At 72.7% G+C, this 15,226-nt stretch carries 12 protein-coding genes; 4 read left to right on the top strand and 8 right to left on the bottom strand.

Annotation, left to right across the window (positions count from 1 at the left end; all coding sequences use genetic code 11):
* The first annotated feature begins 329 nt into the window (after window positions 1–329).
* On the top strand, window positions 330–1,076 hold the full coding sequence (locus tag SGFS_RS35880) for a hypothetical protein (protein ID WP_286260239.1): 747 nt from the start codon (window positions 330–332) through the stop codon (window positions 1,074–1,076).
* Window positions 1,077–1,117: 41 nt separating this feature from the next.
* Complete coding sequence (locus tag SGFS_RS35875; RefSeq protein WP_286260470.1) at window positions 1,118–1,393, top strand: hypothetical protein; 276 nt, start codon at window positions 1,118–1,120, stop codon at window positions 1,391–1,393.
* An 86-nt stretch (window positions 1,394–1,479) separates the two neighbouring features.
* Here the strand turns inward: SGFS_RS35875 and SGFS_RS35870 are convergent, their stop codons facing one another.
* On the bottom strand, window positions 1,480–2,991 hold the full coding sequence (locus SGFS_RS35870) for a cell division protein PerM (protein ID WP_434028230.1): 1,512 nt from the start codon (window positions 2,989–2,991) through the stop codon (window positions 1,480–1,482).
* A 210-nt stretch (window positions 2,992–3,201) separates the two neighbouring features.
* On the opposite strand from SGFS_RS35870, the gene SGFS_RS35865 reads away from it, so the two are divergent.
* Window positions 3,202–4,131: an RNA polymerase sigma factor gene (locus SGFS_RS35865; protein WP_286256314.1), complete on the top strand. Its 930-nt coding sequence runs from the start codon at window positions 3,202–3,204 to the stop codon at window positions 4,129–4,131.
* A 136-nt stretch (window positions 4,132–4,267) separates the two neighbouring features.
* Here the strand turns inward: SGFS_RS35865 and sucD are convergent, their stop codons facing one another.
* The 7 genes from sucD to SGFS_RS35830 all read right to left on the bottom strand — a co-directional run bounded on the left by sucD (window position 4,268) and on the right by SGFS_RS35830 (window position 13,643).
* The gene (sucD, locus tag SGFS_RS35860; RefSeq protein ID WP_286256313.1) at window positions 4,268–5,152 is read right to left on the bottom strand and encodes a succinate--CoA ligase subunit alpha; all 885 of its coding nucleotides are present in this window, start codon (window positions 5,150–5,152) and stop codon (window positions 4,268–4,270) included.
* A gap of 18 nt (window positions 5,153–5,170) precedes the next feature.
* Window positions 5,171–6,349 (bottom strand): ADP-forming succinate--CoA ligase subunit beta, encoded by a 1,179-nt coding sequence (gene sucC / locus SGFS_RS35855; protein WP_286256312.1) that lies wholly within the window; start codon window positions 6,347–6,349, stop codon window positions 5,171–5,173.
* Between the two features lie 1,005 nt (window positions 6,350–7,354).
* Window positions 7,355–8,398 carry a hypothetical protein gene (locus SGFS_RS35850; RefSeq protein WP_286256311.1) on the bottom strand — a complete coding sequence of 348 codons (1,044 nt, stop codon included), beginning with the start codon at window positions 8,396–8,398 and terminating at the stop codon, window positions 7,355–7,357.
* 211 nt (window positions 8,399–8,609) lie between these two features.
* Window positions 8,610–9,821 (bottom strand): vWA domain-containing protein, encoded by a 1,212-nt coding sequence (locus SGFS_RS35845; protein WP_286256310.1) that lies wholly within the window; start codon window positions 9,819–9,821, stop codon window positions 8,610–8,612.
* Window positions 9,818–9,979 carry a hypothetical protein gene (locus tag SGFS_RS35840; RefSeq protein ID WP_286256309.1) on the bottom strand — a complete coding sequence of 54 codons (162 nt, stop codon included), beginning with the start codon at window positions 9,977–9,979 and terminating at the stop codon, window positions 9,818–9,820. Before SGFS_RS35840 ends, SGFS_RS35845 begins: the two co-directional genes overlap by 4 nt.
* Window positions 9,976–12,492: a DUF5682 family protein gene (locus tag SGFS_RS35835; RefSeq protein ID WP_286256308.1), complete on the bottom strand. Its 2,517-nt coding sequence runs from the start codon at window positions 12,490–12,492 to the stop codon at window positions 9,976–9,978. The genes SGFS_RS35840 and SGFS_RS35835 overlap by 4 nt, the downstream gene beginning before the upstream one ends.
* The gene (locus tag SGFS_RS35830; RefSeq protein WP_286256307.1) at window positions 12,489–13,643 is read right to left on the bottom strand and encodes an ATP-binding protein; all 1,155 of its coding nucleotides are present in this window, start codon (window positions 13,641–13,643) and stop codon (window positions 12,489–12,491) included. Before SGFS_RS35830 ends, SGFS_RS35835 begins: the two co-directional genes overlap by 4 nt.
* Window positions 13,644–13,776: 133 nt before the next feature.
* Between SGFS_RS35830 and SGFS_RS35825 the strand changes: the two genes are divergently transcribed.
* Entirely contained in the window at window positions 13,777–15,165 is a 1,389-nt protein-coding gene (locus SGFS_RS35825; RefSeq protein WP_286256306.1) for an SWIM zinc finger family protein, read from the top strand.
* Window positions 15,166–15,226 lie beyond the last annotated feature (61 nt).

Raw genomic sequence — 15,226 nt, 5'->3', positions numbered from 1 at the left:
ATCACGCTCTTCGTGTATTCCTACGAAGGCTTCGCGCCTCCCGATACGGGGAAGTCTACGAAGCGGCCGACCGTCAGCAACGATACCGGCACACCGGGCGGCCCCCACGGGACGGGTGGGTGGCCGGAAGGTACGGTCTGGGGAGCATTCGCCGACGATCACCGTCGTGTGACGCCCTGCACAGCCCGGGGAACGCCGTGCGTACGTGGGACGTTGACCGAGGACGGGTACGGGCATATGCGCGACGAGCAAAGCCCAGCAGGACGACACGTACGAGCATGACGAGCACGACAGCCCGCCAGAGCCACCAAGGGGAAGACGCACACCTGATGCCGGACCGCAGCCTCCGCCTCTCTTCGCTCCTGCTGCGCGAGCGGAGCTCCTCTCCCACGCCGCCGCGCGAGAGCGAGGACGTACCCGAGAACGGGCGGCCATCGGCACCGTCGGACGAGAACCCGTTCGCGCCGCCGCCCGAGGGAGCACCGGACCAGCCGTGGCGCCCGCGCGGCCAGGGCCAGGACTCCGGCGACGGCGACGGCTCCCCCTGGGGCAGCCAGTGGAGCGACCGGCAGCCCGGCCGGGCGCCCGGCGGTCACTTCGGCGAGCGTCCCGGCGGCCCCGGAGGTCCCGGTGGTCCGGCCGGCGGCCCCGAGGGCGGGCCGGGCTCGGGCCTGCGCTGGGACCCGACGGACCCCGCCCAGCGCCGCGCCCGCTACGCGCTGCTCTCCGGCATGTGGGCCTTCTTCTTCGTACTCTTCGGCTGGCCGTACGTGGCACTGCTGCTCGGCGCGCTGGCCCTCCACTGGGGCATCAGCGCGCTGCGCGCCAAGCCCCCCACCCCCGACCCGACGGCCCCGGCACCGGCCCCGGGCCCCCGCCGCCCCCAGAAGACGGCGGCGATCAGCGGCCTGGTGACGGCGTCGCTGGCCCTCGTGATGGTCGCCGCGACGTTCTCCCTCCAGTTCGTGTACCGCGACTACTACACCTGCGTGAACGACTCACTCACGACCGCGTCGAAGAAGTCCTGCGAGCAACTGATCCCGAAGGAACTCCGGGACGTGCTGTCGACGAGCTGACGAGCTGACGAGCTGACGAGCTGACGAGGTCGGCATGCCGGATGCCTGATCTGCTGTGGGACGACACCAAATGGTTCTTCGACCCGGCGGAGATGCCGTCACTGCCGGACGTGTTCGTCCCGGACACCACGGTCGAGGACGGGCAGTCGGTCCTCGACCTCGTCGAGGAGCAGGGCTGGACGTTCCAGGACAGATCGGGCGCCATCCCAGTCCGCCCGCCCGCCCGCACCTCAACGACAAACCCGGCATCATCCAGCCCGTCCGGCGTTCGAGGACGAGACCGCAGGGCGATTCGCCACCCACTCGGCCGTAGGTGACCATCCACGCCAGCTCCCCGTGGGGGTCTGGGGGCGCAGCTCCCAGGGAGGGGAACGGGGGTAGGGGCGGCGGCGGGGGCGACCTCTCACGGCTGCACCGGATCAACCGGCTCCGCCGAACCCGCCACCTCCTTCAACGAGGCCCACCTCGTCTCCCGGGACGCATCGTCATGCCACACGAATCCCTCAGTCCCGGCCCCGGATGCCACCTCGAACTCGGCTCCACCCCCGCCCCCGCCCCCGCTCCCGGGCTTGAGCTCGGGCTCGGGCTCGGGCTCGGGCTCCGGCTCCGGCTCCGGCTCCGGCTCGGCCGACGGCAAGTCGTACCCCCCACCCACACCCCCTCCGCCCACCACCGGGGCCCGCCGCCGACCACCCCCCACACTCCGCCCGTCGACCCATCGCACACCCACCCCCACAGGCACCCCCACCGCCCCCACCCAAAGCACCACCGCACCCCCCACCTGCCACCACACCGGCCCGAAGTGAGCCAACGCCGCACCCCCCAACGGCCCACCCGCAAGCTTCGCCAACCCGGCCGCGCCCAACCCGCACAGCACGCCCGCCAACGACGTCACTCCCGCAGTCCGCCACCCGGACCACACCCCACCGGCCCGCCCTCCCACGAACCACCCCACGGCCACCCCGACCCCCACCGGCACCACCCCCGCCACCAGCCCCCACGCCCCGCCCCCACCCGGCACCGCCGCCAGCAACGGAAACGGCGGCAACAACACCGCCTCCACCCCGGCCCGCGCCCCACCCCCGGTCAACGGCCCGACCACCTGCCCCGCCCCCAGCACAAACCCGGGCCCCACCCCGTACGCCGCCCCCCACACCACCGCGTTCGGCACCAGCGCCAGACACAGCAACAACACCGCGAACCTCCCCGACCACCCCTCGGTGAGCTGCGCGAACGACTCCCGAGCCGCCCCGCCGTGCCACACCAGGGCCCCGGCCACCAGCAAGGCGCCCCCGCCGACCAGCACCAACACCCCGGCCCCGGCAGCCCGCCCGGCAACCCCCAACTCCCGCCGCCGCTCCACCCCCAGGGCGCCCGAGAGAAGTACCGGGCGCCCGCACGCCGCCCACGCCCCCACCCCCGCCGCGAGCGCCGCCACCACCGGCACACACACCGCGACCCACACCCACGAGGGCCGCAACGCGCCCCCGGCTGCGTACACCGCAGCCACGCCGCCGACCGCCGCGTACCCGATGACGACACCGGCGCACGCGGCCCACGCCGTACGGACCGCGCCCCCCGCCCGGTCCACCGCGTCGCGCGCCGCCCGCCGCACCAGCCACACCGGCAGCGCGAGCAGCAGCAGCGGGGTGACACCGACCGGCGCGGGGACACCGGAGAGCGTGTCGACGCGGACGAGTTCGACACCGTGGGACAGCAGCCACAACGCCGCCGCCACATGCAGCGCCCCGCCCGGCCCGCTGTCCGGGTACGGCGAAGTGATCCACAGCAGCATCACCAGCACGGCGAACGCCCCGAGCCCGAGCCCCGCCGCCAGCGCACCACCGAGCAACCCGGCGACCAGCCCGGACGACCGACGGCCACGCGAGAACCTCGCCGACAACGGCGGCACCACCGAGGCCGAAGCGCTCGAAATGTACGAGGGGAGAGAGAAGCCCGAGGCAGTCGAAGCGTTCGAGCCGTCCGAGTCGGTCGCATGCGTCACGCTCGCCATGCTCCCAACGACACGCTCCTTTCCGGCGCAACGGAGGAAATGCGCACGTGTCGCTCAAGATGTGCTTATGTGTCTTTCCGTACGAGGAGCGGTCACGCGCGGAGCGATCCGGTGACCGCGCAGGACGACGTCCGAAACACCGCGGACGCCCAGGCGGACGCCCAGGGCGAGTGGTACCAGCAGCCCCTCTCCACCGATGCGGAAGCGGAAGCCGACCCCAGGGCCGCCGCACAACCCTCCCGCACCCCGGCCCAGGCCTTCGACGCCCTCCACGCCCACTGCGCCCACACCCTCGTACGGCAGACATATCTGCTCACCGGGCGGCACGAACTGGCCCTCGAATCGGTGGAGCGCGCCTTCGAGCTGGCCTGGCAGCGCTGGCCGGAGGTGGCGGTCGACCGGGACCCGCCGGGCTGGCTGCGAGCGGCGGCACACGAGTACGCCCTCTCCCCCTGGCACACCCTGCGCCCACGCCTGCGCCTGCGCCGCCCGGACCCCCCGCCGTCCGACCCTGAGCAGCGCACCCTCCGCGACGCGCTCCTGAAACTCCCGCCCGTGTACCGCCGCACCCTGCTCCTCTACGACGGCGTGGGCCTCGACCTCCCGGACACGGCCGCCGAGACGGAGGCGAGCACGCCGGCCGCGGCGGGCCGTCTGCTCTACGCCCGCGCGGCGATCGCCGACCGCCTCCCCCACCTGTCGTCCCCGGAGGCCCTGCACGACCACCTGGCCGGCCTGGCCTCCGGCCGACGCCTGTGCACCGCCCGGCCGACCGCCCTCCGCGCCCGCGGTGAGTACCGCGCCCGCCTCTGGACCCACTGGGCCTTCGTCTGCACGATCCTCCTCCTCACCGTCACGGCCCTGACCCTGCGCACAGCCCCCGACCACTACGAACCCCCGGTGCCCCCGGGCGCCCCCGTCCAGGGCGTCCCGCCGAGAGCGGCCCCCGGCCCCCTCTCCGACAAGGAACGGTCGCTACGCAAGAAACTGAAGGCAGAGACGGCCAACGGCCCGGAGAAGCTGTCCCCGGAACCCCGGTGAGCCTCCGCACCTCTGACTGCGGCGGGCGATCGTGCCGCCAGGGCCTGTAACGAACGAGCGGCCCGAGCCCGGAAACGCCGACGGGCCCGCACCCCACGAGGGATACGGGCCCACCAAAGGCTCAGCCGATCAAACGTCAGCCGGCCAGAATCTCGCGCGCCAGCTTCGCCGTCTCGGTCGGCGTCTTGCCGACCTTGACGCCGGCGGCCTCGAGGGCCTCCTTCTTGGCGGCGGCCGTACCGGAGGAACCGGACACGATGGCACCGGCGTGGCCCATCGTCTTGCCCTCGGGCGCGGTGAAGCCGGCCACGTAGCCGACGACCGGCTTCGTGACGTTCGCCTTGATGAAGTCGGCCGCACGCTCCTCCGCGTCGCCACCGATCTCACCGATCATCACGATCAGGTCGGTGTCGGGGTCGGCCTCGAAGGCCGCCAGCGCGTCGATGTGCGTCGTACCGATGACCGGGTCGCCACCGATGCCGACGGCCGACGAGAAGCCGATGTCACGGAGCTCGTACATCATCTGGTACGTCAGCGTGCCGGACTTCGAGACCAGACCGATGCGGCCCGGCTTGGTGATGTCGCCCGGGATGATGCCGGCGTTCGACTGGCCCGGGGTGATGAGACCGGGGCAGTTCGGGCCGATGAGGCGGGTCTTGTTGCCCTTGGACACGGCGTACGCGTAGAACGCGGCCGAGTCGTGAACGGCGATGCCCTCGGTGATGACGACCGCGAGCGGGATCTCGGCGTCGATGGCCTCGACGACGGCAGCCTTGGCGAAGGCCGGCGGTACGAAGAGGACGGATACGTTCGCACCCGTCTTCTCGATCGCCTCGGCGACCGTGCCGAAGACCGGGATGTCGTTGCCGTCGATGTCGACCGACGTGCCCGCCTTGCGGGGGTTCACGCCACCGACGATGTTCGTGCCGTCGGCCAGCATGAGCTTGGTGTGCTTCATGCCCGTGGCACCGGTCATGCCCTGGACGATGACCTTGGAGTCCTTGTTGAGGAAGATAGCCATGGCTGTTTTCCCTCGTCCTTACTTCGCAGCCGCGAGCTCGGCGGCCTTGTCGGCCGCGCCGTCCATGGTGTCCACGCGCTGGACCAGCGGGTGGTTGGCGTCGGAGAGGATCTTGCGACCCAGCTCGGCGTTGTTGCCGTCCAGGCGGACGACGAGGGGCTTGGTGACTTCCTCGCCCTTGTCCGCGAGCAGCTGCAGCGCCTGCACGATGCCGTTGGCGACCTCGTCACAGGCGGTGATGCCACCGAAGACGTTGACGAAGACGGACTTGACGTCCGGGTCGCCGAGGATGATCTCCAGGCCGTTCGCCATGACGGCGGCGGAGGCGCCACCGCCGATGTCGAGGAAGTTGGCGGGCTTCACGCCACCGTGGTTCTCACCGGCGTACGCGACGACGTCCAGGGTGCTCATGACGAGACCCGCGCCGTTGCCGATGATGCCGACCTCGCCGTCGAGCTTGACGTAGTTGAGGCCCTTCTCCTTGGCGGCGGCCTCGAGCGGGTTGGCGGCGGCGTGGTCGACCAGCGCCTCGTGCTCCGGCTGACGGAACTCGGCGTTCTCGTCCAGGGAGACCTTGCCGTCAAGGGCGAGGACGGCGCCGGAGGCGACCTTCGCCAGCGGGTTGACCTCGACGAGGAGCGCGTCCTCGGCGACGAAGGTCTTCCACAGCGTGACGAGGATGTCGGCGATCTGGTCGGCGACCTCGGCCGGGAACTTCGCGGCCGCGACGATCCCACGCGCGACCTCGGGGGTCACACCCTCGTTGGCGTCGATCGGCGTCTTGGCGACGGCCTCGGGGCGGGTGGCCGCCACCTCCTCGATCTCCATGCCGCCCTCGACGGACGCGATGGAGAGGAAGGTGCGGTTGGTGCGGTCGAGGAGGAAGGAGACGTAGTACTCCTCCACGATCTCCGGAGCCGTCTCGGCGATCATCACCTTGTGGACCGTGTGGCCCTTGATGTCCATGCCGAGGATGTCCGTCGCGCGGGCGACGGCCTCGTCCGGGGTCGCCGCCAGCTTCACGCCGCCGGCCTTGCCGCGGCCACCGACCTTCACCTGTGCCTTGACGACCGACTTGCCGCCCAGGCGCTCGGTTGCCGCGCGCGCCGCCTCAGGCGTGTCGATGACTTCACCGGCCAGCACCGGTACACCGTGCTTGGCGAAGAGGTCCCTCGCCTGGTACTCGAACAGGTCCACGCGCGTCCGTCCCTATCAGTGATCTCGCGGTTCGTTGGATGCGTGGGCGTGCCGCGAAGGGCAACGTGACGTCCGCTGTGTGTCACAAAGGAGGCGCACACGGTGTCCGAGCGCGCGGCATGTCCGTCTCGCAGGCTATCGCTGCTTCCCGAGGGCCTCTAAATCGCAGCTCACACCTGAGCGGTGATACCTGTCACATGATGCCGCGCTCACTGGCACCGCGTGCCGGACGTGCGGGACCTCACCGGGCTGGGGTTGACCCGGTGAGGTCCCTTGAACAGCCCGTAGGGGCACGAATGGCCCACCCCTACTGGGCTCACGGCGGTCGATCCCCACCCCAATGGGGACCGCCCGCCTCGTCCGCCGGGTGCCACCCGAACCCGTCCGACGGTTTTCGGCCGTCCGGGTTTCTCCGACGGAGTCGTTCGATCACTCCGCCGCCGGTCCACGGCAACGGGTGACGGTCATTGGCTTCGCCCGCGGGTTTCGGCTGCGGCTGCGGGCTGCGGCTTTCGGCTGCGGGTTGCGGCTTTCGGCTGCGGGCTGCGGCTGCGGGTTGCGGCTTTCGGCTGCGGGCTGCGGCTGCGGGTTGCGGGTTTCGGCTGCGGGCTGCGGCTGCGGGTTTCGGCTGCGGGCTGCGGCTGCGGGTTGCGGGTTTCGGCTGCGGGCTGCGGGTTTCGGCTGCGGGTTGCGGGTTTCGGGTTTCGGGTTTCGGCTGGGGGGTTCGGCTGCGGCTTTCGGCTACGGATTTGCGGCTACGGGTTTCGGTCAGAGGCACTGGTGGACGTCGCGCAGGGTGATCGAGCCGGCGACGCCCTGCCGAACGGCTGCACGTCCGTCGGCGGCCATGGGCCGGGGCTGCGGTCGCGGTCACCGGCATCGTGGAGGCGACGGGGTCGCGATTCCGGCTCCGATGGCCTTCGTCCGGGCTTGGGGGGAGACGCCTGGGCGGCGGGCACGAACTGTTCCGCCCCCGTGCGACAGGTCCGGCAGGGGAAGTCCCGCCTACCCGGGAAACTCGGCGATGTCCCGGTGTCGGTCCCGGGTCCCATCCGTGGCGACGAGCGTGAGGGAGCCGGGCACGAGGCTCGACGGCGCCCGGCGGGAAGAGGTGACCGCATGCGGTTCGGCGTGGCGCGGCCCACCGCTGTCGATCGCGGAACGCCCACCGAACGCACCCGTCGGGGCACCACCGGGGAACCGCTGCGCGGGCACGTGCGCGGCAGGCACGTCCCCGACGTCGTGTGTCCCCGAAGCCGTGGATGCAGCCGTGGATACGGCCACCGCCGTGCCAACGCCAACGCCAACGCCGACGCCGACGCCGACGCCGACGCCGACGCCGACGCGCGGACCGTACGTCGCCGAAACGGGCCCGACGGCCTGTTCGCCGACCTCGTCCGACTGCCCGGCGGCCGGCTGCTGCGGCGCCGCCTCGGCGGGCAGGGTCTGCCCCGGCAGCACGGGCAGCTCAGGAAGCGGGGGGAGAGTGGGAAGGGTGGGAAGGGTGGGGAGTTCGGGCAGCGCGGGCAGCTCTGGGAGGCTCGGCAGGCCGGGCAGCGACGGCAGTTCGCTCACCGGCGGGAGCTGCTCCGGAGCCTCCACCAGTCCACCCGTCACCGACTCCACGAGGTCACCGACAGGCGTGACAACGTTCTCGGCGACCGGCTGAACGACCAGCTCCTCGACCGGTTCGACAACGGGTTCGACAACCGGTTCGACCGCAGCCTCGGTCACGGCGTCGGTGACGGCCTCGGTCACCGGCCGCACTGTACGGTCGACGGCAGAAGTTCCCGTGGTCTGGCTGTGGGCCGCCCCGGCCACCTCGGTCGCTTCGGTCACCTCGGTCACCTCGGTCACCGAAGCGACCGGCACCCGCTCCGCCGCCTGCGCCCGCTCCCCGCAGAGGAGCCCCAGCGTGAGGATCCCGCCCGCCAGCAGCACCACCTGCAGCAGCCGGCGCCCGGCGAGCCCGCGCGGCAGGCGCGGGGCGACACCGGTACTGGCACCGGCACCAGCACCGGCACCGGGCGGTGCGGTTGGCGAGGTCAAGGCGGGGAGAGCCCTCCGTGCGGCGGAACGAAGCAGTACGGGGCGAAGATGCGAACACCCGTGTGAAGGCTGTGAAGTGCTGCCGATCCTCGCACGGCCCTCCCGCGGTCGCGCAAGCCCCCCGTCACCGACGCGCGGTCATGTCCGTTTTTCAACCTCCCCTGTCCTGTTTCCCCCTCTCGTCACAACCGCGTGTCACTCGTCCCCGGGCTCACACGCCCTCCGGTATCGGCAGCGGCCGCTTCTCGATCGCCGCCGCCATGACCTCGGGGAACAGGTCGGGCGTGCAGGCGAACGCCGGTGCGCCGAGGGCCGAGAGCGCCGCCGCGTGCTCGCGGTCGTACGCGGGCGTCCCTTCGTCGGAGAGCGCGAGCAGCGTCACAAACTGCACCCCCGACGCCTTCATCGCCGCCACCCGCTTCAGCATCTCGTCGCGTATCCCGCCCTCGTAGAGGTCGCTGATCAGCACGACCACCGTCTCCGCGGGCCGGGTGATCTGCGACTGGCAGTACGCGAGCGCCCTGTTGATGTCCGTGCCACCGCCGAGCTGGGTGCCGAAGAGGACGTCGACCGGGTCGTCCAGCTGGTCGGTGAGGTCCACGACGGCCGTGTCGAAGACGACGAGCCGGGTGCTGATGGACCGCATCGACGCCAGCACGGCCCCGAACACCGACGCGTAGACGACGGACGCCGCCATCGACCCCGACTGGTCGATGCAGAGGACGACCTCTTTCTTCACCGACTGCGAGGCCCGCCCGTACCCGATGAGCCGCTCGGGCACGACCGTGCGGTACTCCGGGAGGTAGTTCTTCAGGTTGGCCGCGATCGTGCGGTTCCAGTCGATGTCGTGGTGGCGCGGGCGGTTGATCCGGGCGCTGCGGTCGAGGGCGCCGGTGAGGGTGGCCCGCGTGCGGGTGGCGAGCTTCTTCTCCAGGTCCTCGACGACCTTCCGCACGACGGCCCGCGCGGTCTCCTTCGTCGTCTCCGGCATGGCCTTGTTGAGGGAGAGGAGGGTACCGACGAGGTGGACGTCGGCCTCCACCGCCTCGAGCATCTCCGGTTCCAGCAGCAGCGTGGACAGCCCGAGCCGGTCGATGGCGTCCCGCTGCATGACCTGCACGACGGAGGACGGGAAGTACGTCCGGATGTCCCCGAGCCAGCGCGCCACGGACGGCGCCGACGCCCCGAGCCCCGCCGAACGGTCCTTCCCCTTCTGCGGTTTGTCCCCCTTTCCGTACAGCGCGGTCAGCGCCTGGTCCATCGCCGCGTCCCGCCCGCCGAGCGCGCACCCGGTGCCGTCGGCCGCGTCCCCGCCCAGCACCAGCCGCCAGCGCCGCAACCGCTCGCCGGTCGCCTCCGCCGCCGGCCCCCCTGTACCCGTCGTCCCCGTCGTCCCCGTCGTCCCCGTCGTCCCTGTCGTCATCCGCGCACCCCAGTACGAGGCCGGTCCCAGAGGGGGATCACCGGCACGGTCGTCGCCGGGCGGTCGTCCGGGCGAAGCCCGCGCCCCTGCCCGTGCCGGTCCCCGGCGGCCACCGCTTCGGCGGCCTGCCCCTGCTCCCTCAGTCCGTCGGTCGTCATCCCGCCACCCCCACAAGGTTCTTGTCGTCAATGTCGTTTTCGTCGACGTGCTCCTGGTCGCCGTCCAGGCCGAGCAGCAGCCGCAGCACAGGCAGCACCGCGTCCGCACGGGCGTCGTCCAGGTCGGCGGCGAAGCCCGGTATCCCGGCACCGGAAACCGCAGCACCGACCCTCGCCCCCGGTCCACGCCGCACCAACTCGCCGAGCGTCCGGCGCACCCCCGGTTCGTACGCCGAGAACGTCCGCCGCAGCAACGGCAGTACGTCGGTGAACGCGTCCCCCGGCACCCCGGTCAGCCACGCGTCCACCAAGCCGAGCAGCCGCTCGTCGTGGACCAGCAGCATTCCGCCGCCGGAGCCGCCGCCGACGAACCCCTCGATCCACGCGGCCGCGTCGGCCGGCGCCGTGCCCGGCGAGAGCACCAGCCCCATGAGCCGCGCCGCCTCGTCCTGCGCCAACTCGCCCTCGTCCAGCAGGAGTCGCACGGACCGCCCACGGATGACACCCGGGACGGTGTCTCGCGCGCTCAGCACGCGGAGCACGGAGTGCCAGCGGCCGCGTATGTCGCCCGGAAGCCCATGCCGTATGTCGCCCCGCTCGGCCGTGACGGCGTCCCCCAGGAGGCCCACCGCCCCGTGCACGGCGTCCACATGGCCGCGCAACTCCTGTGCGGCCTCCGCGTCGAGCGCCGCACAGGCGGGCGGCAGGCCGACGAAGACGCGCTCGGCAAGTCCGGCCGCGACGCCGGCCAGGGCCCGGGTGTCCGTGGCGCGGACGTCGCCGTAGCGCAGGGTGCGGACCAGTGCCGGGAGGGCCTGGGCGAGGTGGCCGACGTCCGCGTCGAGGGCGGCGCGGTCGGCGAGCACCCGCATCACCACCGGCAGGGCGTCCGGGAGTTCGGCGAGGAGGCAGCGCTCGGCGAGGCCGGTGATGTCGGCGAGCGACGGGGCGGCCAGGGCGTCCGCCTCGGCCTTCGCGGTCGCCGCCGCGAGCACGGTGGTCCCCCACACCCCGGCCTCGGCGATCCGCACCGACAGCTCCGGCTCCCAGCGCAGCCGCCAGGCCTCCCGGAACGTCCCCGTGCTGCCGCGCGTGACCGCCGGCTCGCCCCACTCGACGCCGAGCAGCCGCAGCCGGTGCAGCAGACGGCTGCGCTCGGTGTCGTTCTCCTTGCGCAGGTCGAGCTCCAGCTCCCGCTCCAGCGCCTCCGGCTTGAGCCGCAGCCGCCGCTGCTGCCGCGCGAGGTCCCGCTGCAAGGGCACCGCCGGCGCCGCCTCGGGCACCTCGCCCAGCACATCGCCGACCACCAGCCGGTCGTGCACCAGCGACAGCGGTACGTCCGAGCCCTCGCACATCACCGCCCGTACGGCGTCGGTGGTCTCGGTCAGCCCGGGCAGCGGGCGCCCGCGCATCGCCGCGAGCGTCTCGGCCAGCCGTACCGCCTCGATGACGTGCGCGGAGGAGACGATCCGGTCCTCCTCGCGCAACAGCCCCGCGACCTTGGTCAGCCAACGCTCCACGGGACGGTCGGGCGCGCCGAACAGATGCCCGTACCAGCCCGGCGAGTCGATGCCCGCGCCGTACCCGCTGGCCCGGGCGAGCCGCCGGTGCGTCCACGGCACCCACGTCATGTCGGCCTTGACCTTGGGCAGCCCCTTCAGCAGTGCCCGGTCGGCGGCGACGGTTCGCCTCTCCCGCAGCGCGGGGACATGCCAGGCCCCGCACACCACAGCCACCTCGCCGTCCCCGAACTCCTTCTGCGCGGCCCGTAGTTGAAGCCGCATGTACGCCTCGCGCACCAGGTCCCGGTCGTGCCCCCCGCTGCCGTACGCCTCCCGCAGCGCGCTCATGGCCTCCTCCAGCGCGGTGAACGGCGCGAAGACGTCTCCACCCGTCCCCCGGTGCTCGACCACGTCCTCCCACCAGCGCTCGGGATCGTCGTACCCGGCGGCTTCGGCGAGCGCGGCGAGCGGATCGACGCGGATCGACGCCTCGGAGGACACCGACTCGGAGGACATGGCCTCAGGGGACGCCGGCTCGGGAGACACCGGCTCGGGAGAACCCTCAGCCGTCTCCTCGTCCTCGTCCGACCCATCGGCGCCGCCCTCGGCCCGCCCGTCCGGGGAACCCTCTCCCGCCGCCCCCGTCTCCTCCTTCTCCCAGGCCAGCGTGTGTGTGGCCGGGAGGTCGATGAAGCGGGCCGGGACCCCGTGGTGCAGGGCCCAGCGGATGGCGATCCACTCCGGGGAGAACTCGGCGAGCGGCCAGAACGCCGAGCGGCCCGGCTCGTCCACCGCGTGGGCGAGCAGGGCGACCGGGGGTCGCATGCCCTCCTCGGCGGCCAGCGGAACCAGAGCGTCCGCTTCGGGTGGTCCCTCGATCAGCACCACCCGGGGCCGGGCCGCGTCCAACGCCGCCCGCACCGCCCGGGCCGACCCCGGCCCGTGATGCCGTACGCCCAGCAGCAGCGGCCCGCCGCCGGAGGTCCTTCCCCTCCCCTCCTGGGCGGTCATGCGCTCACCTCGCGGCAGGCGCGGTAGAAGTCCGTCCAGCCGTCGCGCTCGCGGACGACGGCCTCCAGATACTCCTGCCAGATGACGCGGTCGGCGGCGGGGTCGCGGACGACGGCGCCGAGGATGCCGGCGGCGACGTCGGAGGCGCGCAGGACGCCGTCGCCGAAGTGGGCGGACAGGGCGAGGCCGTTGGTGACTACGGAGATCGCCTCGGCCGTCGACAGCGTGCCGCTGGGCGACTTCAGCTTCGTGCGGCCGTCCGTCGTGACGCCGTCGCGCAGCTCGCGGAAGACCGTGACGACGCGGCGGATCTCGTCGATGCCGTCGGGCGCGGTCGGCAGGTCGAGGGAGCGGCCGATCTGGTCGACGCGGCGCGAGACGATGTCGACCTCGGCGTCGGCGCTCTCCGGCAGCGGCAGCACGACCGTGTTGAAGCGGCGGCGCAGGGCGCTCGACAGGTCGTTGACCCCGCGGTCGCGGTCGTTGGCCGTGGCGATGAGGTTGAAGCCGCGGACGGCCTGCACCTCCTGCCCCAACTCCGGTATCGGCAGGGTCTTCTCGGACAGGATCGTGATCAGTGTGTCCTGGACGTCGGCCGGGATGCGGGTCAGCTCCTCGACGCGGGCCGTCATGCCCTCCGACATGGCCCGCATGACGGGGCTGGGCACGAGGGCGTCGCGGCTCGGGCCGTGGGCGAGCAGCCGCGCGTAGTTCCACCCATAACGGATGGCCTCCTCGGGTGTGCCCGCCGTACCCTGCACGAGCAGGGTCGAGTCGCCGCTGACGGCCGCCGCCAGGTGCTCGGAGACCCATGTCTTCGCCGTGCCGGGCACGCCGAGCAGGAGCAGGGCTCGGTCGGTGGCGAGGGTGGTGACGGCGACCTCGACGATGCGGCGCGGGCCGACGTACTTCGGTGTGATCACCGTGCCGTCCGGGAGCGTGCCCCCGAGCAGATAGGTCGCGACGGCCCACGGCGACAGCTTCCAGCGGGCCGGGCGGGGCCGGTCGTCCTGTGCGGCCAGCGCGGCCAGTTCATCGGCGAAGGCGTGCTCGGCATGCGCCCGCAGCACCTCGCCGCTCGTACGCGCGTTCGCGGGCGCGGACTGGTTGCGGGTCGGGTCGACAGTGGTCGTTTCAATGGACGCAGGCATGGCTGAGTCCCCCTCCAGCTCGGCCGGTTCGGATCTGCTGACCACACTGCACCACGCCACTGACAATCCAGTCTGACCTGCGAAAATCGAGTGGCGCAAGCCAATTGTCAGTGGTGGGATCTACCTTCGGAACATGACTCAGCAGGGGGTGCGCTGGACGGCTGAGCAGGTGCTGGCATCGGCGCCTGACGCAGCGTCGCGCAAAGCCGGAAGCAAACTCGCCGCGGCCGGACCGTGGTCGCAGGCGGGCACTTCGGACGAGGGGACGGTGTGGGGACTGTGCAAAGGCAGTGGCAGCAAGCCGTATCAGACCGTGGTCGACGTCGCGGATCCCTCCGGGCCCGCGTACAAGTGCAGTTGTCCGAGCCGCAAGTTCCCGTGCAAGCACGCACTGGGACTGCTGCTGCTCTGGGCGGCCGACGACGGTGCGGTGCCGCATGGGCAGGCGCCGGACTGGGCGGAGCAGTGGCTCTCCGGGCGCCGCACGCGCGCAGCGGAGAGGACGACGAGGACGGGCGCGGCATCTGGGGCCACGTCCGCTGACCCGGAGGCGGCGCTCCGCAGGGCGGAGCGCCGCGCCGAACGCATCACCGCGGGCGCGACGGAGCTGGAGCAGCGCCTGGGCGATCTGCTCCGCGGCGGCCTGGCCGCCGCGGAGCGGGCGGGGTACGGGCTGTGGGAGGAGACGGCGGCCCGCATGGTCGACGCCCAGGCCCCCGGACTGGCCGCCCGTGTAAGGGAATTGGGTGCGATACCGGGCTCGGGCCCCGGCTGGCCGGTCCGGCTCCTTGAGGAGTGCGCGCTTCTGCACCTCCTCGTCCAGGGCTGGCTGCGTCGCGAACGGCTCCCGGAGGGACTCGCGGCGACGGTCCGCTCCCGGGTCGGCCTGCCCGGCTCCCCGGACGGCCCGCCGGTCCGCGACCGCTGGCTGGCCCTCGCCCAGTACGACACGGCGGACACCCGCCTCACCACCCGCCGCATCTGGGTCCACGGCGCCGAGTCGGGCCGTACGGCACTGCTCCTCTCCTACGGCGCCGCCGGCCGCGCGCCCGAGCTGTCACTGCCGGTCGGGCTGGCGTTCGAGGCGGAGGTGTCGTCGTACCCCGGCGCGGGGCAGCTGCGCGCCGCCTTGGGCGAGCGGTTCACCGTCCCCGAGCCGGCGGCGATACGGCCCCCGGGTGTGACCCCGGCCGAGGCCGCGGCGCGCTACGGCGAGGCCCTGCGGGACGACCCGTGGCTGGACTCGTACCCGGTGACGCTCGCCGGGGTGATACCGACCCCGGACGGCGACGGCTGGCAGCTGACGGACCCCGCCGGCGAGCTGGCCCTGCCCCTGACCCCGTCCGCCGGCACCCGCCCGGGCCTGTGGCGCCTGGCCGCCCTCTCCGGCGGCACCCCCGTCACGGTCTTCGGCGAGTGCGGCCACCGGGGCTTCACACCACTTACGGCCTGGGCGGAAGGGACCGGTGGAGCCGACGGGGCCGACGGGGCCGTGGCCGGGCGGATGGTGACGCTGTGCTGAGGCCCACCAGCGCGAACCCGACCGACTCGGCGTTCCCGACCGATCGTCTCCGTACGAAAGG

This window comes from Streptomyces graminofaciens (assembly GCF_030294945.1).
In the GTDB taxonomy this organism is placed as follows: domain Bacteria; phylum Actinomycetota; class Actinomycetes; order Streptomycetales; family Streptomycetaceae; genus Streptomyces; species Streptomyces graminofaciens.
Note: the sequence above shows the minus strand (reverse complement) of the source record. Positions and strands in the feature narration are given on the sequence as shown.